Source organism: Goodfellowiella coeruleoviolacea (assembly GCF_024171785.1).
Classification (GTDB): domain Bacteria; phylum Actinomycetota; class Actinomycetes; order Mycobacteriales; family Pseudonocardiaceae; genus Goodfellowiella; species Goodfellowiella coeruleoviolacea.
Window position 1 is genome coordinate 55,034 of the sequence record NZ_JAMTCK010000024.1, and the last position, 19,883, is coordinate 74,916.

A 19,883-nucleotide genomic window follows, 5' to 3' on the forward strand; every position below is an offset into this window, starting at 1 on the left:
CCATTCTGCCTGCCGCCGGCATCCGGGTGGGGACCAGGCAGGAGACAGCTCGGGCAACGCCCGCGGACCCCGGCGCATTCCACGGCCGGCGTCCGGACCGGGTGGGGCAGGCCACAGCGCGCACGACCGGGGTGGTTCGCGCTTTATGCGCAGTTAACCTGGACGAGTGAACGTCGAGGTGACGCCGCTTCCGGGGATCGGCACCCGGCAGGACTTCGTGATCCGCGCCGGCAGGAGGATCGGGGTGATCACCTACCGGGACGGCAAGTTCGAGCTGATCGTCTCCCAGGAGGGTGATCCCGACGCCTGCGCGTCGTCCATCCCACTGACCCCAGACGAGGCGTCCGCGCTGGCGGGGCTGCTCGGCGCACCACAGCTGGTTGCCCACCTCGGCAACCAGCACCGGGACGTGACCGGGGTGGACACCCGCCAGATCCCGGTCGTTCCGGGCTCGGTCTTCGATGGCAGGACATTGGGAGAGACAGCGTTGCGGACAAAAACAGGCGCATCCATCGTCGCGGTCGTGCGAGCGGGGAACGTGCACGCATCACCACGGCCCGACTTCGTCTTCGCGGGAGGTGACCTCGTGGTGGTGGTCGGCACCGCCGAAGGGCTGGAAGCCGCCACCGACATCCTGGCGAGCGGCTGACCAGCGTGCACGAGACAACAATTTCCCTCATCGAACTGGGAGCGGTTTTCTTCGGGCTGGGCATTCTGGGGCGCCTGGCGTGGCGGATCGGCATCTCGCCCATCCCCCTGTACCTCATCGGCGGTCTCGCCTTCGGTCACGGCGGTCTGATCCCGCTGACCGGCATCGACGCGTTCACCGATCTCGCCAGCGAGATCGGTGTCGTGTTACTCCTGCTGCTGCTGGGCCTGGAGTACTCGGCGGCCGAGCTGATGACCGGGCTGCGCCGGTCCTGGATGGCCGGCGTCGTCGACATCGTGCTCAACGCCCTGCCCGGCGCGCTCGTCGGGCTGATCCTCGGCTGGGGACCGGTCGGCATGCTGGCCATGGCCGGGGTCACCTACATCTCCTCCTCCGGCATCATCGCCAAGGTCCTGGGCGACCTGGGCCGGCTGGGCAACCGGGAAACCCCGGTGGTGCTGTCCGTGCTGGTCTTCGAGGACCTGGCCATGGCCGTGTACCTACCCATCCTGACCGCGGTGCTGGCCGGGGTGAGCTTCGTCGGCGGCCTGACCGCGGTGGGCATCTCCCTGGCCGCGATCACCGTGGTGTTGGTGGTGGCGCTGAAGTTCGGTCGCTACGTCTCGGCCATAGTGGACAGTCCGGACCCCGAGGTGTTCCTGCTCAGGGTGCTCGGCGCGGCCCTGCTCGTGGCCGGTCTGGCGTCCCAGCTCCAGGTGTCCGCCGCGGTGGGCGCGTTCCTGCTCGGCATCGCCATTTCCGGGTCCACCGCGGAGAACGCCACCCGGATGCTCGAACCGCTGCGCGATCTGTTCGCGGCGGTGTTCTTCGTGGTGTTCGGCCTCAACACCGACCCGAGCGCCATGCCGCCGGTGCTGGGCTGGGCGGTGGCCCTGGCCGTGGTCACCACGCTCACCAAGGTCGCCACCGGCTGGTGGGCGGCCCGCCGGCAGGGCATCGGCCCGATGGGTCAGGCCAGGGCGGGCGCGGCCCTGGTCGCCAGGGGCGAGTTCTCCATCGTGATCGCCGGGCTCACCGTGTCCTCGGGCGCGGTCGACAACCGGATGGCCGCGCTGGCCACCGCCTACGTGCTGCTGATGGCCATTCTCGGGCCGGTGGCCGCCAGGGTGGTCGAGCCGCTGGCGCGCGCCGCGCGCAACCGGCTGTCCCCCGCCGGCAGCGCCTGACCAACCACCCGCCTCGCCCGGCCGGCACCGACTCGCGGTGCCGGCCGGGCCTTTCACCTCCCGGACCGGGGCACCCGCGTCACAGGCCCACGGCCGCGTACAGCGCGCCCACCTCGGCGCGGTTGAGCGGCCGCAGCGAGCCGGGCCGCTGGTTGCCCAGCTGGACGTCGGCGATGGCGGTGCGCACCAGCCGGCTGACCGGGTAGCCGACCTCCTCCAGCAGCCGGCGCACGATCCGGTTGCGCCCCTCGTGCAGCACCACCTCGACCATGGCCCGGCCGGGCAGCGAGTCGACCACCCGGAAGGCGTCCACCCGCACCGGGCCGTCCTCCAGCTCGATCCCGGCGCGCAGCCGTTTGCCCAGGTCCTTGGCGACCGGACCGGGCACCTCGGCCAGGTAGGTCTTGGCGACCTGGTAGGAGGGGTGGGTGAGCCGGTTGGCCAGCTCCCCGTCGTTGGTCAGCAGCAGCAGGCCCTCGGTGTCCGCGTCCAGCCGGCCCACGTGGAACAGCCGGTCGCTGCGGCCCCGCACGTAGTCGCCGACGCACGGCCGGCCCCGGTCGTCGGACATGGTGGTGTGCACGCCCTTGGGCTTGTTCAGCGCCAGGTGCGTCACGTCCGCGTTGACCACCACGCGAACCCCGTCGACGTGCACGACCGCGCGCACCGGGTCCACCCGCCGCCCCATCTCGGTCACCACCCGGCCGTCCACGGTCACCCGGCCTTCGGCGATCAGCTCCTCGGCGGCTCGGCGGGAGGCCACTCCCGCCTGGGCCAGCACCTTCTGGAGCCGGACACCGGATGGGTCCTGCGGCTTGTCAGACATCGTCGATCGCATCCACTTCAGGCAACAGCGGAGCGATCGGCGGCAGGTCCTGCAACGAGGACAGCCCCAACCGCTCCAGGAACAGTTCGGTCGTCCGGTAGAGGATGCCACCGGTCTCGCCGTCGGTACCGGTCTCCTCGATCAGGCCCCTGGTCAGCAGGGTGCGGATGACACCATCCACGTTAACCCCGCGCACGGCCGCCACCCTGGCCCTGGTGACCGGCTGTCGGTAGGCGATGACGGCCAGTGTCTCCAGCGCCGCCCTGGTCAGCTTGGCCCGTTGCCCGTCGAGCAGCAGCTTCTCCACGAACGGCGCGAACCGGTCGCGGGTGTAGAAGCGCCAGCCCTCGCCGACCTGCCGCAGGTCGATGCCGCGTCCGGCGGCGGCGTACTGGGCGGCCAGCCGCCGCAGCGCCGCCCGCACCCGGGCCACCGGCTGGTCGAGCGCGCTGGCCAGCAGGTCGTCGGCGGCCGGGGAGTCCACGACCAGCAGCAGCGCCTCCAGGGCGCTGTCCAGATCAGCGTCCTCGGTCAGGTCGGGCAGGTCGGGGCGGGCCCGGCCAGCCGAGGGCGCGCCCGGGTCCGCCGGTTCACCCGGCTCGTCCACGTCACCCGGCTCGTCCGCCTCACCCGGTTCACCCGTGGCGGCTGGTTCGCCCGTGGCGGCTGAATCCGCCTCACTCCGCCCGCCCTCGGCGACGGGCGGCTGGTCGGCCGCGTCGGCCGGGTGCGGTTCGTCGGTCCGGCCGGTGTCCGGTGCGGTGGTCTCCGGCGCCGGGCCCTGCAGGTTCACCCGTACTCCTCCTCATCGGCGTTCGCCCGGTCGGCCTCGGCAGCGGCGGCGGCCTCGGCCACACTGCCCCCGCTCCACCGCACCCGCAGCTCCCCGAGCGGATCCGCCTGCTCGAACAGGATCACCGTCTCGCGGTACAGCTCCAGCAGGGCCAGGAACCTGGCGACCACTTCGAGGGTGCCCGCGCAGTCGCGCACCAGCTCGGTGAACGTGGCCGTGCCGCACTCGGCCAGCCGCAGCCGCAGCAGGGCGGCGTGTTCCCGCACCGACACCCTGGCCACGTGGATGTGGTCCAGCGACACGGTCGGCGGCGGTTTGGGGCGGAACACGGCGGCGGCCAGCTCGGCGAAGCGCTGCGGGCTCACCCCGAGCATCACCTCGGGCAGCAGGCTGGTGTACCGGTCCTCCAGGGCGACCGACCGCGGGTACCGGCGCAGCGCGCCGGCCTCCAGCTCCGCGAACAACGCGGCCACCTGCTTGTAGGCGCGGTACTGCAGCAGCCGGGCGAACAGCAGGTCCCTGGCCTCCAGCAGGGCGAGGTCGTCCTCGTCCTCCACGTCACCGGCGGGCAGCAGCCGGGCCGCCTTCAGGTCGAGCAGGGTCGCCGCGATGACCAGGAACTCGGTGGTCTCGTCCAGGTCCCAGTCCTCGCCCATGCCGCGGATGTGGGCGATGAAGTCGTCGGTGACCTGGTGCAGCGCCACCTCGGTCACGTCCAGCTGGTGCTGCGAGATCAGTTGCAGCAGCAGGTCGAAGGGGCCCTCGAAGTTGCTCAGCCGGACGGTGAACCGGCCGTTGGCCTGCTCCTGGCCGTCCTCGTCGTGCTGGTCGGGGGGTCGGGTGTCGGCCATGGTCACCGCGGCGGCTCCTGGCGCAGCCTGCGCACCAGCAGCGAGTCGCCGCCGCGTTCGTCGAAGTCGGCCAGCAGCACGGCGACGGCCTCCCGCACCACCCGGCCCCGGTCGACGACCAGCCCGTGGTCGGCCCGCAGGGTGAGCCTGGTCTGTTCCAGCGCCAGCAACTCCTCGTCCGAGACGTACACGGTGATCTTCGCCGAGTGCTTGCAGCGGCCGCTGCCGGTGCGGCGCGCGGCGTCCCCGGCCGGCTCGGCCACCAGGCCGGCCTGGTCCGCCTCGGCCTGCTGACCTGGCTGGCCCGGCTGGCTCTGCGGCACGCTGGTGGGCCGGAACAGTTCGGCGGCTCCGGGCAGGTGGGCGCGTCGGGTCACGAGTCCGCCCCACCGGTGTCGGCCGGGTCGGTGCCGGCCGGGTCGGTTGGCCGCCTGGTCACCGGGCGATCACCTCGCGGGCCAGGGCGCGGTAGGCGTTGGCACCGGCCGAGCGGGGCGCCCACCGGGTGATCGGCTCACCGGCCACGGTGGTCTCGGGGAACCGGACCGTGCGGTTGATCACCGTGTCGAACACCACGTCGCCGAACGCCTCCACCACGCGCGCCATCACCTCCCTGGAGTGCAGGGTGCGCGGGTCGTACATGGTGGCCAGGATGCCGGTGATCTCCAGCTTGGGGTTCAACCGCTCCCTCACCTTCTCGATGGTGTCGATGAGCAGTGCCACCCCGCGCAGGCTGAAGAACTCGCACTCCAGCGGAATGATCACACCGTCGGCGGCGGCCAGCGCGTTGACCGTGAGCAGGCCCAGCGACGGCTGGCAGTCCACCAGCACGTAGTCGTAGCGCTCGATCACGTCGCGCAGCGTGCGGACCAGCGTGTGCTCCCTGCCGACCTCGGCGACCAGCTGCACCTCGGCCGCGGACAGGTCGATGTTGCTCGGCAGCAGGTCCATGTCGTCGACGCAGGTGCGCAGCAGCACGTCGTCGACGCGGACCGAGCGCTCCATGATCACGTTGTAGATGGTCTGTTCGAGCTGGTGCGGCTGCACCCCCAGGCCCACGGACAGCGCGCCCTGCGGATCGAAGTCCACCAGCAGCACGCGCCGGCCGAACTCGGCCAGTGCCGCGCCCAGGTTGATGGTCGAGGTGGTCTTGCCCACGCCGCCCTTCTGGTTGCACATCGCCAGCACCTTGGCCGGGCCGTGGTGCGCCAGCAGCGGCGGATCCGGGACGTAGCGCAGCGGCCGGCCGGTCGGCCCGAGTTCCCCGGCGGACTGCTCGACCACGTCCTCGTCGGGTGGGGCGGCGTGCGGGGCGAGCGTCAGGTCGATCGAAGCGCGGCGCGGGAAACGCTCCGCTGAAGGCTTCGGCATCGACATCTGACCTGACTCCTCGCGACTGCTGCGACGACGACCGTTGGCCGCAGCCTAAGCGGCTGGCCTGCCTGCGGCAACGCGCCTCGCCGTGGCACAGCCGGGCTGATCAGCGGCTTTTTTCCAGAGCAGCTGAGGAAAGCACCACATCGAGCAACCCGGGAAAGCGTTCGTCGAGATCGGCCCTGCGCAGTGAGACCCACCGCTGGTTGCCGTTGCACCGGGTGTGCGTCAACCCGGCTTCCCGCAACACCCGCAGGTGTTGCGACAGCGTGGACTTGGCCACCCCGACCTCGAACGAGCCGCACGGGCACTCACCGCACTGGTCCAACTGCCTGGCCACGGCGAGCCGGGTGGGATCGCTCAGCGCGTGCAGCACCACGGACAGCTCGATCGCGTTCCGGTCCGGCTGGGCAACGGACACGACGCCGACACCTCCCCTTGCGCATCGCTGTTCTCCACCCCGCCAGGTCACGCACCCGACCGGGCCGGGCCGCAGCCCAGAAAACCCAGTCAGGCCAACACAATCACACCATTCTGCCACGGCCGGCCAAGCCCACACCGCGCCTTGGCCCGGCATGCCCGGGGCATCCGCGGCCACCCCGGCGACAGCACCCGGCGACGCGCGCGACGGGCCGAGCCGACAGCAGCGGCGACGCGAGCACGCCGACACCGGCCGAGGGTTCAGCCCCGGGCCCGGGGATGCGCGGTCGCGTACACCTCGCGCAGCGTGGTCACGGTGACCAGGGTGTAGACCTGGGTGGTGGTCACCGAGGCGTGGCCGAGCAGCTCCTGCACCACCCGCACGTCCGCGCCGCCCTCAAGCAGGTGCGTGGCAAAGGAATGGCGCAGGGTGTGCGGGGAGACCTCGGTGCCCAGACCGGCCCGCTCGGCCGCGGTTTTCAAGGTCTGCCAGGCACTCTGCCGGGACAGCCGGCCGCCGCGCGCGTTGAGGAACACCGCCGCGGCCGCGCCCGGGGCGCGGGCGCTGCCCGACCGGGACCGCGCCCGCCCCTCGGCCAGGCTCGGCCTGGCCCGCACCAGGTAGGCCTCCAGCGCCCGCAGCGCGGGGCGGCCGATGGGCACCACCCGCTGCGTGCCGCCCTTGCCGGCCAACAGCACGGTGCGCTCGTGCGCGTCGATGTCGTCCAGGTCCAGTCCGACCGCCTCGGAGATGCGCGCGCCCGTGGAGTACAGCAGTTCCAGCAGCGCCCGGTCGCGCAGGGCCCTCGGGTCCACGGCCTGGCCGGCGCCGTCGTCACCGGTGGGGGTGTCCAGCAGGCGCAGCACATCGGCCACGGGCAGCGCCTTGGGCAGTCGCCGCGGCGGGGTCGGCGGACGCACCTGGCTGGCCGGGTCCTCGGCCGTGATGCCCTCCCGGTGGGCGAAGCGGTGCAGACCGCGCACGGCGACCAGGGTTCGGGCGGCCGAGGCGGCGGCCAGCGGCGGGTGGTCGGCGTCCCCTTCCCGCAGGGCCACCAGGAAGGCGCTGACCTGCTCCTCGCTCACCTCGGCCAGCTCGCCCACCCCGAGCCCGGCCAGGTGGTCCAGGTAGCGCCGCAGGTCCCGGCCGTAGGAGTCCAGGGTGTTGCGCGCGGTCCCGCGTTCGACCGCGAGGTGGTTGAGGTAGTCGGCCAGCACCGCCCGCAGTGCCGCGGGCCAGCGGTCCGGCCGCTCCGGGGTGTCTGCCACGCGTGCCCATGCCTTTCGCGTCAACCGATCACGTGCCCATCGTCGCACTGGGCGCGCACGCACCGGCACCGCCGGTGCCCGTGGTCGGGCCGGTCCGCGCGCTGCGGCCGGTCGTTGCCGAGCAGATCACGAGCTGTTACCCGGTTCGGCTCTGCCAGCCGCTGGTGATCGGCTACCTTTGGTCAGGTGACAGGCCCCGCCGACCCCGACTCGTTACGAATCGGCACCCAGGAGCGCGAGGACGCCATCCGCGCGCTGGGTGATCACTTCAGCGCCGGCCGGCTGGACGTGCACGAGTACGAGCACCGCGTCGGCCAGGCCAGCGGCGCCCAGCACCGGGGTGAGCTGCGGGCGCTGTTCACCGACCTGCCCGCGCCGCACCCGCCGTTCCTGCTGCCACCGCCGTCGGCGATGCCGCCGCCGTCGGCGCCACCGGTGTACCCCCAGCAGTCGTTTCCCGTGGGGCCGCAGCCGGTCCACGTCACGGTCGAACAGCCGCTGTCGGACAAGTACAAGCTCGTGGCCGGGCTGCTGCAGATCTTCCTCCCGATCGGCATCGGCCGCTTCTACACCGGCCACGCCGGCCTGGCCATCGGCCAACTGCTGGTCACCCTGTTCACCTTCGGGTTCGGCGCGCTGTGGTCGATCATCGACGGCATCGTGCTGCTGGCCGGCGGCGGCACTGACAGCCTGGGCCGCCGACTGCGCGACTGAGACTGACCGGCGGCCGCGCTCACCGGGCGCGGGCGTCCTCCGGCCGGCCAAGCAGCAGGTCGGCCAGGCCGAGCAGCAGGGCCAACAGGGCCAGACCGACCGCCAGCCACAGCGCGGTGGTCACCGCGCGGCCGTAGTCCGCCCCGGTGTCGGCCAGGGTGCCGTAGAACGCCAGGCCCATCGCGGCGATGCCCACCGCGGTGCCGATCCGCTGGCCGGTCTGCAGCACGCCGGCCGCGGTGCCGGCCATCCGCACCGGCACGGCCGCCAGGGTGAGGGCCTGGTTCGGGGAGACGGTCAGCCCGCTGCCCACGCCGGCGACCAGCAGCGGCAGCGCCGTGGCCAGGCCGGCGGCGACCCCGGCGGGCCAGTGCCGCAGCACCAGGTCGGTGCTGGCCAACCCGACCACGACCAGCACCAGGCCGAGCACCACGAGCAGCCGCCCCATCCGGCCGACCAGCCGGCCGCCCACCGCCGCGGCCACCGCCGAGCCGAGCGCGAACGAGGTGACGGCCAGGCCGCTGGCCAGCGCGCTGTAGCCCAGCCCGCGCTGGAAGAACACCGCCAGCACGAAGAAGATCCCGGTGAAGCTGGCGAAGTAGACCATGCCCAGCAGCACGCCAAGGGCGTAGCTGCGGGAGCGCAGCAGCTCCGGGTCCACCAGGGGGGTGCCGCCCCGGCCGCGGCACCGGCGCTCCCAGGCGACGAACCCCACCACCACCAGCGCGCCGACCACCACCAGCCACCAGGGCACCCGCGTGCGCCCGCCCTCCGCCTCCAGCATGGGCAGCATCACCAGCAGCACGCCCAGTCCCAGCAGCGCGACCCCGACCAGGTCCAGCCCGCGCACCCGGTGGTCGGTGCGCTCGGCCGGCAGCAGCCGCCGCCCCAGCACGATGGTGGCCAGCCCGATCGGCAGGTTCACCAGGAACACCCAGCGCCAGCCGTGTTGCGGCCCGGCCAGGGCGATGATCAGGCCGCCGGTGATCGGGCCGGCCGCGGTGGCGATCCCGATGCTGGCGCCCAGCCAGCCGAAGGCGTGGTTGCGTTCCCTGCCCCGGAACAACTCCTGGATCAGCCCGGCGACCTGCGGGTTGATCAGGCCGCCGGCCACGCCCTGCACCAGCCGGGACACCGACAGCCACAGCGGGCTCACCGCGAGTCCGGCGGACACGCTGGTCAGGGTGAACAGCCCGACGCCGAGCAGGAACGCCCGGCGCCGCCCGGTGGCATCGCCCAGCCGGCCGGCCGGCACGAGCACCAGCCCGAAGGTCAGCGCGTACCCGGACAGCACCCACTGCAGGTCACTGGCTGACGCGCGCAGGCCCTCCTGGATGGACGGCAGCGCGACGTTGACGATGCTCACGTCCAGCAGCGTCATGAACCCGGCGGCGAGGCACACCGCGAGTGCCCGCCACCGCGCCGGGTGCTCACCGGGCGGGTGCTCAGGACCGTGACTCACCCGACCATGATCCGTTACCCGGCGTCACCCGGCCATTCGACCGGGGACCGGGCCCGGTCGGGCAGTGCGCCGACCGGGCGGGTTCGGGTCTCAGGTCCGGGTGGCGAACCGGGTGGGCCGGTCCGGCCAGGGCGCGTCGGCCGGGCGGGCGGTGGCCGCACCGGAGCGCACGGCGTGCGCGGCCAGGATCCCGGCCACCGCGGCGGCGTTCACCACCTCACCGGACAGCGCCATGGCGACCGCCTCGGCCAGCGGCACCCGGTGCACCACCAGGTCCTCCTCCTCGTCGCCCGACCCGACCAGGCGGTCCACAGCGGACAGACCGGTGGCCAGGAACACCCGCACCACCTCGTCGGTGAAACCGGGCGAGGCGGCCACGTCCACCAACACCGAGAAGTCCCGCGCGGCCAGCCCCACCTCCTCGGCCAGCTCCCGCCGCGCCGCCGCCACCGGTTCCTCGCCCGGCTCGTCCAGCAGGCCGGCGGGCAGCTCCCACAGCCGCCGGCCCAGCGGGTGCCGGTACTGGTGGATCATGGCGATCCGGTCCGCGCCGGTCTCGTCGCGGTCCAGCGCCACCACGGCCACCGCGCCCAGGTGCTCGACGACCTCGCGCCGGGCGGTGTGCCCACCGGGCATCACCACCTCGTCGACGCGCATCGCGACCACCCGGCCCACGTGCACGTCCCGGCTGGCCACCACCTGGAACTCGTGCCGGCCCGACGCCTCCGCCCCGGATCGCGCCAGTTCGCTCACCGGCCCACCCCGGAGTCGACGTGGTTGACCGACAGCACGTCCGGCAGTTCCACCGGCAGCCGCTCGGCGGCCCGGTAGTCCAGCGAGGCCCGCACGAACGCGGCGAACAGCGGGTGCGGCCGGGTCGGCCGGCTCTTCACCTCGGGGTGGGCCTGGGTGCCGACGAAGAACGGGTGCGCCTCGGCCGGCAGCTCCACGAACTCCACCAGGCGCCCGTCCGGCGAGGTGCCGGAGAACACCAGGCCGGCCGCGGACAACCGGTCCCGGTAGGCGTTGTTGACCTCGTAGCGGTGCCGGTGCCGCTCGGACACCTCGGTGCTGCCGTAGGCCCTGGCCACCACCGAGCCGGGCAGCAGCGACGCCGGGTAGGCGCCCAGCCGCATGGTGCCGCCCATGTCCCGCTGGCCGGCGACCACGTCGCGCTGGTCGGCCATGGTGCTGATGACCGGGTTGGCGGTGTGCTCGTTGAACTCGGTGGAGTCGGCGTCGGGGATGTCGGCCAGGTGCCTGGCCGCCTCGATCACCATGCACTGCAACCCCAGGCACAGACCGAGCACGGGCACGCCCCTGGTCCTGGCGTACCGGATCGCGCCGATCTTGCCCTCGATGCCGCGCACGCCGAACCCGCCAGGCACCAGCACACCGTCCACAGTGGCCAGTGCGTGCGCCGCGCCGGTGGCCGTCTCGCACTCGTCGGAGGGCACCCACACCACCTCGACCTTGGCCCGGTGGGCGAACCCGCCCGCGCGCAGCGCCTCGGTCACCGACAGGTAGGCGTCCGGCAGGTCGACGTACTTGCCGACCAGGCCGATGCGCACGGTCTCCGCGGGGTTGTGCACCCGCTCCAGCAGATCGCCCCACACCGTCCAGTCCACGTCCCGGAACGGCAGGCCGAGCCGGCGCACCACGTAGGCGTCCAGGCCCTCGGCGTGCAGCACCTTGGGGATGTCGTAGATCGACGGGGCGTCCGGCGCGGCCACCACCGCGTCGGTGTCCACGTCGCACATCAGCGCGATCTTGCGCTTGAGGCCCTCGGGCACCTCGCGGTCGGCGCGGCAGACGATCGCGTCCGGCTGGATGCCGATGTTGCGCAGCGCGGCGACCGAGTGCTGGGTCGGCTTGGTCTTCAGCTCACCGGACGGCGCGAGGTAGGGCACCAGGGAGACGTGCAGGAAGAAGCAGTTGTCCCGGCCCACGTCGTGGCGGACCTGCCGACAGGCCTCCAGGAACGGCAGCGACTCGATGTCGCCGACCGTGCCACCGACCTCGGTGATCACCACGTCCGGCACCCGGCCGTCGGCGTCCGGCTCGGCCATGGCGCGGATGCGGGCCTTGATCTCGTCGGTGATGTGCGGGATGACCTGCACGGTGTCGCCCAGGTACTCGCCGCGCCGCTCCTTGGCGATCACCGCCGAGTAGACCTGCCCGGTGGTGACGTTGGCCGCCGCGGCCAGGTCCCGGTCCAGGAACCGCTCGTAGTGCCCGATGTCGAGGTCGGTCTCGGCGCCGTCCTCGGTGATGAACACCTCCCCGTGCTGGAACGGGTTCATCGTCCCCGGGTCCACGTTCAGGTAGGGGTCCAGCTTCTGCATGGTCACGCGCAGCCCACGGGCTGTCAGCAGCTGACCAAGGCTGGAGGCGGTGAGCCCCTTGCCCAGGGAGGAGGCGACGCCCCCGGTAACGAAAACATGCTTGGTCATACGTGCCTGAAGCACCAAGGAGGCTCCCCGTGGTCCCATGCCATCACTGGTCCGAACGCCGGCAGGAGGCCACAGCCGTCCTGCCTATCCACGGGGTTTCAGAGTATCACCTCCCGGGCCGCCCGGAACGCGGTGAAGCCCAGCGGCCGAGCGCGCGGACCGAGCACGCGGACCGGGACCGCCACCGGCCGAGCAGGACCGGACCAGCCAGCACCGGCTCGGCCGGCCGGCCCAGTCGGCTGCCCCGCCGGCGCCGGCGAAGATGGTCCGTTGGCGCCTGTGTCCGGCCCGCTCCGGTCTCTACGGTGGATGGTGGGCGCGGTGTTTGGGGAAAACCCTGAACCCGAAGGAGTTCTTTGTGACAACGCGACGCAAGGGAGTGCTCGCCGGCGTCCTGGTTGCCACCAGCGCACTGGTCGCGACCGTGTTCGGCACGGGCGTGGCCCAGGCGCACGGGGGCTTCACCTTCCCGGCCACCCGGACCTACGCCTGCTACAAGGACGGCAAGGCCGGCGGCACCGGTGACCTCAACCCGACCAACCCGGCCTGCAGCGCCGCGATCGCCCAGGGCGGCAAGAACGCGCTGTGGAACTGGTTCGGCAACCTCATCAGCAACGCCGGCGGCCGGCACCGGGAGATCATCCCGGACGGCAAGCTGTGCGGGCCGACCGCCACCTACGACGCCTACAACCTGGCCCGCACCGACTGGCCCACCACCACGGTGACGGCCGGCGCCACGGTGACCTTCCGCTACAACGCGTGGGCGCCGCACCCGGGCACCTGGGAGCAGTACGTCACCAAGGACGGGTGGAACCCCAGTCAGCCGCTGAAGTGGTCCGACCTCGAATCGGTGCCGTTCGACAAGGTCACCAACCCGCCGATCAACGGCAGCGGCCCGGACGGGGCCGAGTACACCTGGCAGGCCAAGCTGCCCTCGGGCAAGAGCGGCCGGCACATCATCTACTCGATCTGGCAGCGCTCGGACAGCCCCGAGGCCTTCTACAACTGCGTCGACGTGAACTTCGGCTGACCAGCCCCCGTCTGCGCCCGGCACCACCACCCCCCGGCCACCCTGGCTGGGGGCGCGGGTCCGGTGGTTCTCCAGCCCGCACCCGGCGGTGAGAACCACCGGACCCAGGCGCGTGCCCCGCCCCCGGCGGCCGCCACCACCGGGCAGCGACCTCAGCCGCCGGCCTCAGCCGGCCCCCACCACCACCGGGTCCGGCGCGGGCGCCTGCGCGGTGCCGGCCAGCCCGTACTGGCCGCTGCCGCCGCCGGCCTGCTCACGCAGGGCCAGCACGGTGGCCACCCGGCCGACCGCGGTGTCCACGTGGTCCACGGTGGACAGCCCGGCCGCGGCCGACGCGTCCGCGCGGACCACCCCGACCGGCCCGGTGGCCTCGGCCGACCCGGTCCGCCCGGCCAGCACCGCACCCGCCCCGGACCGGTCCAGCACACCGGCCACCCTGGCCAGCACACCCGCCCGGTCGGCGGCGGCGTTGCGCCCGTACGCGCTGCCGGTGAGCAGCACGGCCAACTGGGCCGGCCGCAGCCCCTGGCTGGGCCGCACGAACCCGTCGTGGACCAGCCCGGTCAGCACCCTGGTGGTCTCCTCCGGTGTCGCCCTCGGCTCCTGGCCGTCCCGGTTGACCAGCAGCAGGCTGGCGAGCAGGCCGCCGGCCAGCGAACCGGAGTCGGCGGCCACCGGCAGCCGCGCGGCCGCCGGCAGCAGCCGGAACACCAGGGCCCGCAGCTGCTCGGACCTGGCCGGGTCGGTGAACGCGTTGGTGAGCACCACCTCACCGGTGACGCTGGCGCCCGCGCTGGCCAGCAGCCGGGCCAGCTCGTCGCGCTCGGCGGGTTCGGCGTCCTCGGTCGTCACCAGGACCACCGAGCGCCCGTCGAGCTGGCCCCGCACCGCCAGCGGACCGACCGACGCGGCGAACCGGTCGGTGCCGGCCAGCTTGGCGCTGAGCGCGTCCCGGTCGGCGCGCAGGTCGTTCACCTGCTGGTCCAGCGCCCTGGTGTGGCCGGCCAGCCCGGCGGTGATCACCTCGCCGACCGAGGTGGACCCGAGCGCGATGCCGACCGCGAGGGCCAGGAACACCACCGCCACCGAAATCAGGTGGTAACGCAGTGAGATCACGAGATCAACCCTCTCGACAGCTCCGCGAACCAGGTGACAACCGTCGTCCACACGGTGACGGCGTGCTCCGCGTACACCGCGCCCACGCCCGAGCAGGCCACCGCGACCCCGATCACCGCCAGCGCGCCGACCAGCAGCAGCGCGACCATGCCCACGGACATCCGGCCGCGGTGCAGCGCGAGCACCGCCTGGCTGTCCACCAGCCGGTTGCCCACCTTCAGCCGGGTGAGGAAGGTGGACGGGTTGGACTCGGCCCGCTCCCGGTCCAGGAACTCCCGCAGGCCGGCCTGGAATCCCACGGTCACCACCAGGCTCGCGCCGTGCGCGTCGGCCAGCAGCAGGGCCAGGTCCTCGGGATTGGCCGAGGCCGGGAAGGTGACCGCGCCGATCCCCAGCTCCTGGATCCGCGACAGGCCGGGCGCGTGCCCGTCCAGGCCGGCCGGCACCACCACCTCCCGGGCCGCCCGCAGGGTGTCGGCGTGCACGCTCCCGGGATCGCCCACCACGACGTCGGGCCGCAGCCGGGCCTCCAGCAGGGCGTTGGCCCCGGTGTCCACGCCGATCAGCACCGGCCGGAACTCCCGGACGTAGCGCCGCAGCCGGCGCAGCTCCCGCACCCGGCCCCAGCCAGGGGTGACCACCAGCACGTGCCGGTCCCGCATGGACACGTACAGCTCGGGCACGCCGAACCCGTCCAGCAGCAGGGTGCGTTCGGTGCGGAGGAACTCGATGGTGTCCGCGGAGAACGCCTCCAGTTGGGCGGACATGCCGGCCTTGGCCGCGACCAGCTGGTCGGCGATGGTCTCCGCGTTCTGTTCGAACCCGACCGCCACCTCGGTCTCGCCCTGGTAGAGCACGTTCTGGTGCACCCGCAGCTGGCTGCCGTCGCGGATGGTGCGCAGGCAGGCCGTGCCCACCCCGTCGACCAGCGGGATGCCGGCGCCGATCAGCGTTTCCGGCCCCAGGCTGGGAAACCGGCCGGAGATGGACGGCGCGGCGTTGACCACGGCGACCACCCCGGCGGCGACCAGTGCCTCGGCCGTGCGCAGGTCCAGGTCGATCCGGTCGAGCACGGCGATGTCGCCAGGCCGGAGCCGGCGGAGCAGTTCGTCGACACGGCGGCCGACCCTGGCCACGCCGGTCACTCCCGGCCGGGGTGCCTGCTCTGGCCGGCGAAGCAGACCGGTGAGCTTCATGGGACAGATGGTGACAAAGCTCACGACCACCGCACCGATGCCACACCGAGCCGCACCGGACAGAACAACTGCCACCCAATCAGGTGGGCGCCAGCACCGTCCTGCCGTTCGAGCGGTTCGGCCGCCACCACCTGACCCGACGGGATCCACCCGGCCACGCAGTGGAGAAACCTCCACTGAAATCGCCGAACGCCGTGGATTTCTCCATTGGGCAGCCGTGTCGCGGATGGTGTTCTTGGGCCATGCAACAGACACAGCCGAGCGAGGAGACACCGGTCCCGGCCGGTGCGGCGGGCGCGGTCGAGGTGCGCGCCGGGCAGCGGGTACGCGTGGTCGCGGTCGAGGGCTCCCAGGTCGCCGACCTGTTCGCGTTCACCCGGGGCGACCTGGCCGAGCACCTGAGCGCCGCGCACACCCGGGGCCACGTGAACCGGCTGTTCCCCCGGGTCGGGGAGCAGTTCGTGACCACGGCCCGGCGGCCGATCCTGACGCTGGTCGAGGACACCTCGCCCGGCCGGCACGACATGCTCGTCCCCGCCTGCGACCCGGCCCGCTACCGGGCGCTGGGGCACGTGGGCGCGCACCGGTCGTGCGCGGAGAACCTCCGCGAGGCGTTGGCGCCCTGGGGTGACCCCGGCCTGGTGCCGCAGCCGGTGAACCTGTTCATGGACATCTCGGTGGCATCCGACGGCGAGCTGGTGTGGGGTGTCTCCCCCGCCGGCCCGGGAGCGGCGGTGACCCTGCGTGCCGAACTGGACTGCGTGGTGGTGGTCTCCGCCTGCCCCCAGGACCTGAACGTGATCAACGGCGGCGCGCCGGGCCCCCTCCTGGTCGAGGTGGTGCCGGCGGAGCGGTGACCCCGAGGCCCCCGGTCGCGGTGGCGGGCGCACCCGCCGGAAGTCTGAAGTGGACAGTGCGCTGACGATGTTCCCCTGCCCGTGGGCTGGCGCCGCGGGCGAACGACACGATCAACCCCAGGAGACAACCATGAGCACCACCCACACCGCGCTGACCCCGTTCCGGCTCGGCGGCCACGACCTCGCCTCGCGATTCGTCGTGGCCCCGATGTCGCGGGTGTCCGCCACGCCGAGCGGGGTGCCGACCCCGGAGATGGCCGACTACTACGGCGAGTTCGCCGCGGGCGGGTTCCCGCTGGTCATCACCGAGGGCGTGTACGTCGACGCCGCGCACAGCCAGAGCTACCTCAACCAGCCCGGCCTGGTGGACCGGGAGCACGTGGCGGGCTGGCGCGCGGTCACCGACCGGGTGCACGCGACCGGCGGGCTGATCTTCGCCCAGCTCATGCACGCCGGGGCGCTGTCGCAGGGCAACCCGCACCGGCCGGACACCATCGCCCCGTCCGCGGTGCGGCCGCTCGGGCAGATGATGCCCGAGTACGGCGGCAGCGGCCGGTGGCCCGTGCCGCGCGCCATGACGCTCGGCGACATCGAGCAGGTGGTGGCCGGTTTCGCCGCGGCCGCCCGCAACGCCGCGGCGGCCGGGTTCGACGGCGTGGAACTGCACGCCGCCAACGGCTACCTGTTCGACCAGTTCCTCACCACCTACACCAACCAGCGGGACGACGAGTACGGCGGCTCCACGGCGAACCGGATCCGGCTCACCACGGACGTGGTGGCGGAGATCCGGCGGGTGTCGGCGCCCGGTTTCCTGGTCGGCGTCCGGCTGTCGCAGACCAAGGTCAACGACCTGGACTACCGGTGGCCGGGCGGGGCGCGCGACGCCGAGACGGTGTTCACCGCGGTGGCCGACGCCGGCGCGGACTACCTGCACGTGGCCAGCGAGGGCCGCGACTGGCTGCACACCGCGACCCTGCCGGGTGGCGCGACCATCACCGGGCTGGCGCGCGAGGTGACCGGCCTGCCGGTGATCGCCAACGGCGGCATGCACGATGCCGCCCGCGCCCGACAGGTCCTCGACGAGGGGCACGCCGACCTGCTCGCCATCGGCCGAGGCGCGCTGGCCAACCCCGACCTGCCGCACCGGTTGGCCAAGGGCCTCGCCCCGGCACCGTACGACCGCCGCCTGATCGAACCCGCCGCGACCCTCGCCAACGCCGCCCGCCACCGCGCCGACCAGGGCCGCACCGAACAGGGCCGCACCGAACAGGGCCGCACCGAACAGGACTGGGCGTGAGCCGCCCCGCCTGGCTGGGGGACGCCAAGGCCGTCGCCGCCCTCACCTTCGACGTGGACGCCGAGACCCCGGTCCTGGCGGCGGATCCCCGCTACGCCCACCACCCGATGGTCATGTCGCACCAGAGCTACGGGCCGGACGTCGGTGTCCCGAGGATCCTCGACGTGCTCGACGAGTTCGACGTGCCGGCGACGTTCTTCATCCCCGGCTGGGTCGCCGCCCAGCGGCCCGGTCTGGCGGCGTCCATTGTGGAGCGCGGGCACGAGGTGGCCCAGCACACCCACGCCCACCGGGCGCCGACCTCGATGACCCCGGACGAGGAGCGCGCCGACTTCGAGCGGGCCGTGGCGGTCTTCGCCGAACAGGACATCCCCGTCCGCGGCTACCGCGCGGCGATGTGGGGCGCGAGCGCGCTCACCCCCGACCTCGTCGCCGAGCACGGCCTGCGCTACGACTCGTCGCTGATGGGCGACGACCGCCCCTACGCGCTGGCCACCGCGCGCGGTCCGATCGCCGAACTGCCGGTGCACTGGTCGCTGGACGACTGGGAGCAGTACGCGTTCCTCCCGGAACCCGACATCGGCCGGGTGATCGAGTCCCCGCGCAAGGTCGCCGAGATGTGGCGGGCCGAACTGGACGGGATGCGGCACTTCGGATGCCTGTTCACCCTGTGCTGCCACCCGTTCCTGTCCGGCCGCCCTGGCCGGCTGATGGCGTTGCGCGGCCTGATCCAGTACGCCCTGGACTGCGGCGACGTCCGGTTCACCCGCTGCGACGAGCTGGCCGAAGCCGTCCTGGCCGACCCCGGGATCACGCCGAGGCCGCTGCCACCACCGCCGGTCTACCCGTAGTCGGCCGCCTCCAGGGCCAGGAACAGGTCGACGCGGTCCTCGGTGCGGCGCACATCGCGGCCGGTGAGCTGCTCGACCTTGGCCATCCGCTGGCGCAGCGTGTTCTCGTGCACGCCGAGGGCCCTGGCGGCGGCCGCGTACTGGCCGTCGTGCCGCAGCAGCGCCCGCACGGCGGCCAGCAGCGGGCCGTGCTCGCGCAGCGGTGCGAGCACGGCGTCGGCGAAGCCGCGCACGGTGTCCGGGGGCAGCAGGTCGAGCAGCAGCCGGTGCGCGCCCAACTCGTGCACACCGGCCACCCGCGGGCCGGTGGCGCGGCGGCGCAGCACCCGGCACGCCTCGCGGGACCGCAGCAACGGCTGCCGCAGCGCGGTCGCGTCCGCCGCGCGGCCGCCCAGCCCGACCACCGCCCGGCCACCGGGGAACCGGCGGTCCAGCAGGGCGAGCAGCCGGTCCACGCACGCGCGCAGGTCCTGGTCGGTGCGCCGCCACGGGAGCACCGCCACCACGTCCCGCGAGCCGGCCGCCACAGCGGTGGCGGTGCCCTCACCGAGGAAGAAGTCGGACACGACCTCGGCGAGGCCGGCGGGCGGGTCGTCGGCGGTGAACGCGACCGCGCACACCACCAGTTCGCCGTCCGCGCCGACGCCGAAGGCACGCAGCCGGGCCGCCACCTCGCCCGCCCGCGCCGGCCCGGACAGGATCATGTCCAGCAGCTCGTGCGCGTAGCGCAACTGGATCTCCTGCACCGCCCGCCGGGTCGCGCTGTCCACGCTCAGGTACCGGGCGGCCTGCTCCAGCGCGTCCCGCTGCACCTCGTCCAGCTCCCGCACTGGCCGCAGGCACACCAGCGCGGCGTCCACCTCGGCGACCGCGACGACGAGGAACAGGCTCGCGCCGCCCAGCTCCCCCAGGTCCACCTCCAGCGGCGGCGGCCGCCGGGCCAGCGCCCGGGCCACGACCCGCGACTGCCGGTCGTCCAGGCGCAGCCCGTCGGTGGCGGCCAGTTGCCGGCCGGCCCGGTCCACCACCACCAGCGGCAGGTCGTGGGACCGCCGCACCACCTCCAGCACGCCGTCCGCGCCCCGGCCCCGCGAGATCGCCGCGGTCAGCGCGTCGCCGAGCCGCACCCGGCCCAGCAGCGGCGCGGTCCGCGCCTGCGCCAACACCGCGGCCGCGGCCCTGGTCACCGCGGTGAACGGCACGTCAACGGCGATCTCCACGAGCGGCAGCCCGACCCGTCGGCACGCCTCGACCAGGTCCGGCGGGGTCACCGGGGTCTGCTCCCGCAGCCCGAACACCACACCCGCCGCGCCCGCGCCGTGCACGGCCCGCACGAACTCCTCGGCGGACACCGCGTCGCGCCACAGGCCGTTGGTCAGCACCAGCTCGCGTTCCCGCAGGTAGGGCGAGGGATCGGGCAGCTCGGTGTTGTGCACCCACAGCACCTCGGCGTCCAGCGCGCCCGGCTCGCCCGCCACCAGCGGCCGCAACCTGAGCGCGCGGTCCTCCACCAGCGCGCGCACCGTCAGCACGGCGCG

Annotated in this window: 20 protein-coding genes; 7 read left to right on the top strand and 13 right to left on the bottom strand. The window is 73.4% G+C overall.

Going from position 1 to position 19,883, the window contains the following annotated elements:
* Positions 1-166 precede the first annotated feature (166 nt).
* Complete coding sequence (locus tag LX83_RS35440; protein WP_253779914.1) at positions 167-649, top strand: cation:proton antiporter regulatory subunit; 483 nt, start codon at positions 167-169, stop codon at positions 647-649.
* A 5-nt stretch (positions 650-654) separates the two neighbouring features.
* A complete protein-coding gene (locus tag LX83_RS35445; protein ID WP_253779917.1) occupies positions 655-1,836 on the top strand; it encodes a cation:proton antiporter in 1,182 nt (393 codons plus the stop codon).
* A gap of 79 nt (positions 1,837-1,915) precedes the next feature.
* Here the strand turns inward: LX83_RS35445 and LX83_RS35450 are convergent, their stop codons facing one another.
* The 7 genes from LX83_RS35450 to xerD all read right to left on the bottom strand — a co-directional run bounded on the left by LX83_RS35450 (position 1,916) and on the right by xerD (position 7,369).
* Positions 1,916-2,662, bottom strand: coding sequence for a pseudouridine synthase (locus LX83_RS35450; protein ID WP_253779919.1), 747 nt, complete (start codon positions 2,660-2,662; stop codon positions 1,916-1,918).
* Entirely contained in the window at positions 2,655-3,449 is a 795-nt protein-coding gene (scpB, locus tag LX83_RS35455) for an SMC-Scp complex subunit ScpB (RefSeq protein ID WP_301329470.1), read from the bottom strand. Before scpB ends, LX83_RS35450 begins: the two co-directional genes overlap by 8 nt.
* Before the next feature lie 2 nt (positions 3,450-3,451).
* Complete coding sequence (locus LX83_RS35460; protein ID WP_253779975.1) at positions 3,452-4,306, bottom strand: segregation and condensation protein A; 855 nt, start codon at positions 4,304-4,306, stop codon at positions 3,452-3,454.
* Positions 4,307-4,308: 2 nt separating this feature from the next.
* Entirely contained in the window at positions 4,309-4,683 is a 375-nt protein-coding gene (locus LX83_RS35465) for a hypothetical protein (RefSeq protein ID WP_253779921.1), read from the bottom strand.
* 58 nt (positions 4,684-4,741) lie between these two features.
* The gene (locus tag LX83_RS35470; protein WP_253779923.1) at positions 4,742-5,683 is read right to left on the bottom strand and encodes a ParA family protein; all 942 of its coding nucleotides are present in this window, start codon (positions 5,681-5,683) and stop codon (positions 4,742-4,744) included.
* Positions 5,684-5,786: 103 nt separating this feature from the next.
* Positions 5,787-6,101, bottom strand: a complete 315-nt coding sequence (locus LX83_RS35475; RefSeq protein WP_253779926.1) for an ArsR/SmtB family transcription factor — start codon at positions 6,099-6,101, stop codon at positions 5,787-5,789.
* A 260-nt stretch (positions 6,102-6,361) separates the two neighbouring features.
* Positions 6,362-7,369, bottom strand: coding sequence for a site-specific tyrosine recombinase XerD (gene xerD / locus LX83_RS35480; protein WP_253779928.1), 1,008 nt, complete (start codon positions 7,367-7,369; stop codon positions 6,362-6,364).
* Between the two features lie 186 nt (positions 7,370-7,555).
* On the opposite strand from xerD, the gene LX83_RS35485 reads away from it, so the two are divergent.
* Entirely contained in the window at positions 7,556-8,083 is a 528-nt protein-coding gene (locus LX83_RS35485) for a DUF1707 domain-containing protein (protein ID WP_253779930.1), read from the top strand.
* Between the two features lie 19 nt (positions 8,084-8,102).
* Here LX83_RS35485 and LX83_RS35490 read toward each other — a convergent pair whose 3' ends face one another.
* From LX83_RS35490 to LX83_RS35500, 3 genes are all read right to left on the bottom strand, one after another.
* The gene (locus LX83_RS35490) at positions 8,103-9,545 is read right to left on the bottom strand and encodes an MFS transporter (RefSeq protein WP_253779932.1); all 1,443 of its coding nucleotides are present in this window, start codon (positions 9,543-9,545) and stop codon (positions 8,103-8,105) included.
* 90 nt (positions 9,546-9,635) lie between these two features.
* A complete protein-coding gene (locus LX83_RS35495) occupies positions 9,636-10,202 on the bottom strand; it encodes an NUDIX domain-containing protein (protein WP_253779978.1) in 567 nt (188 codons plus the stop codon).
* A gap of 92 nt (positions 10,203-10,294) precedes the next feature.
* Positions 10,295-12,016, bottom strand: a complete 1,722-nt coding sequence (locus LX83_RS35500) for a CTP synthase (protein ID WP_301329454.1) — start codon at positions 12,014-12,016, stop codon at positions 10,295-10,297.
* A 340-nt stretch (positions 12,017-12,356) separates the two neighbouring features.
* Here LX83_RS35500 and LX83_RS35505 point away from each other — a divergent pair, with 340 nt between their 5' ends.
* The gene (locus LX83_RS35505; RefSeq protein ID WP_253779939.1) at positions 12,357-13,028 is read left to right on the top strand and encodes a lytic polysaccharide monooxygenase auxiliary activity family 9 protein; all 672 of its coding nucleotides are present in this window, start codon (positions 12,357-12,359) and stop codon (positions 13,026-13,028) included.
* A 165-nt stretch (positions 13,029-13,193) separates the two neighbouring features.
* Here the strand turns inward: LX83_RS35505 and LX83_RS35510 are convergent, their stop codons facing one another.
* Both LX83_RS35510 and steA read right to left on the bottom strand, forming a co-directional pair.
* Positions 13,194-14,144 carry a copper transporter gene (locus LX83_RS35510; protein WP_253779942.1) on the bottom strand — a complete coding sequence of 317 codons (951 nt, stop codon included), beginning with the start codon at positions 14,142-14,144 and terminating at the stop codon, positions 13,194-13,196.
* Entirely contained in the window at positions 14,141-15,340 is a 1,200-nt protein-coding gene (gene steA / locus LX83_RS35515) for a putative cytokinetic ring protein SteA (protein WP_253779945.1), read from the bottom strand. The genes LX83_RS35510 and steA overlap by 4 nt, the downstream gene beginning before the upstream one ends.
* A gap of 242 nt (positions 15,341-15,582) precedes the next feature.
* On the opposite strand from steA, the gene LX83_RS35520 reads away from it, so the two are divergent.
* From LX83_RS35520 to LX83_RS35530, 3 genes are all read left to right on the top strand, one after another.
* Positions 15,583-16,197 (top strand): DUF1989 domain-containing protein, encoded by a 615-nt coding sequence (locus tag LX83_RS35520; RefSeq protein ID WP_253779948.1) that lies wholly within the window; start codon positions 15,583-15,585, stop codon positions 16,195-16,197.
* A gap of 130 nt (positions 16,198-16,327) precedes the next feature.
* Positions 16,328-17,494, top strand: a complete 1,167-nt coding sequence (locus LX83_RS35525; protein ID WP_253779951.1) for an oxidoreductase — start codon at positions 16,328-16,330, stop codon at positions 17,492-17,494.
* On the top strand, positions 17,491-18,345 hold the full coding sequence (locus tag LX83_RS35530; RefSeq protein ID WP_253779953.1) for a polysaccharide deacetylase family protein: 855 nt from the start codon (positions 17,491-17,493) through the stop codon (positions 18,343-18,345). Before LX83_RS35525 ends, LX83_RS35530 begins: the two co-directional genes overlap by 4 nt.
* On the opposite strand, the gene LX83_RS35535 is transcribed toward LX83_RS35530, so the two are convergent.
* Positions 18,336-19,877, bottom strand: coding sequence for a PucR family transcriptional regulator (locus LX83_RS35535; protein WP_253779954.1), 1,542 nt, complete (start codon positions 19,875-19,877; stop codon positions 18,336-18,338). The genes LX83_RS35530 and LX83_RS35535 overlap by 10 nt on opposite strands.
* Positions 19,878-19,883: the final 6 nt, after the last annotated feature.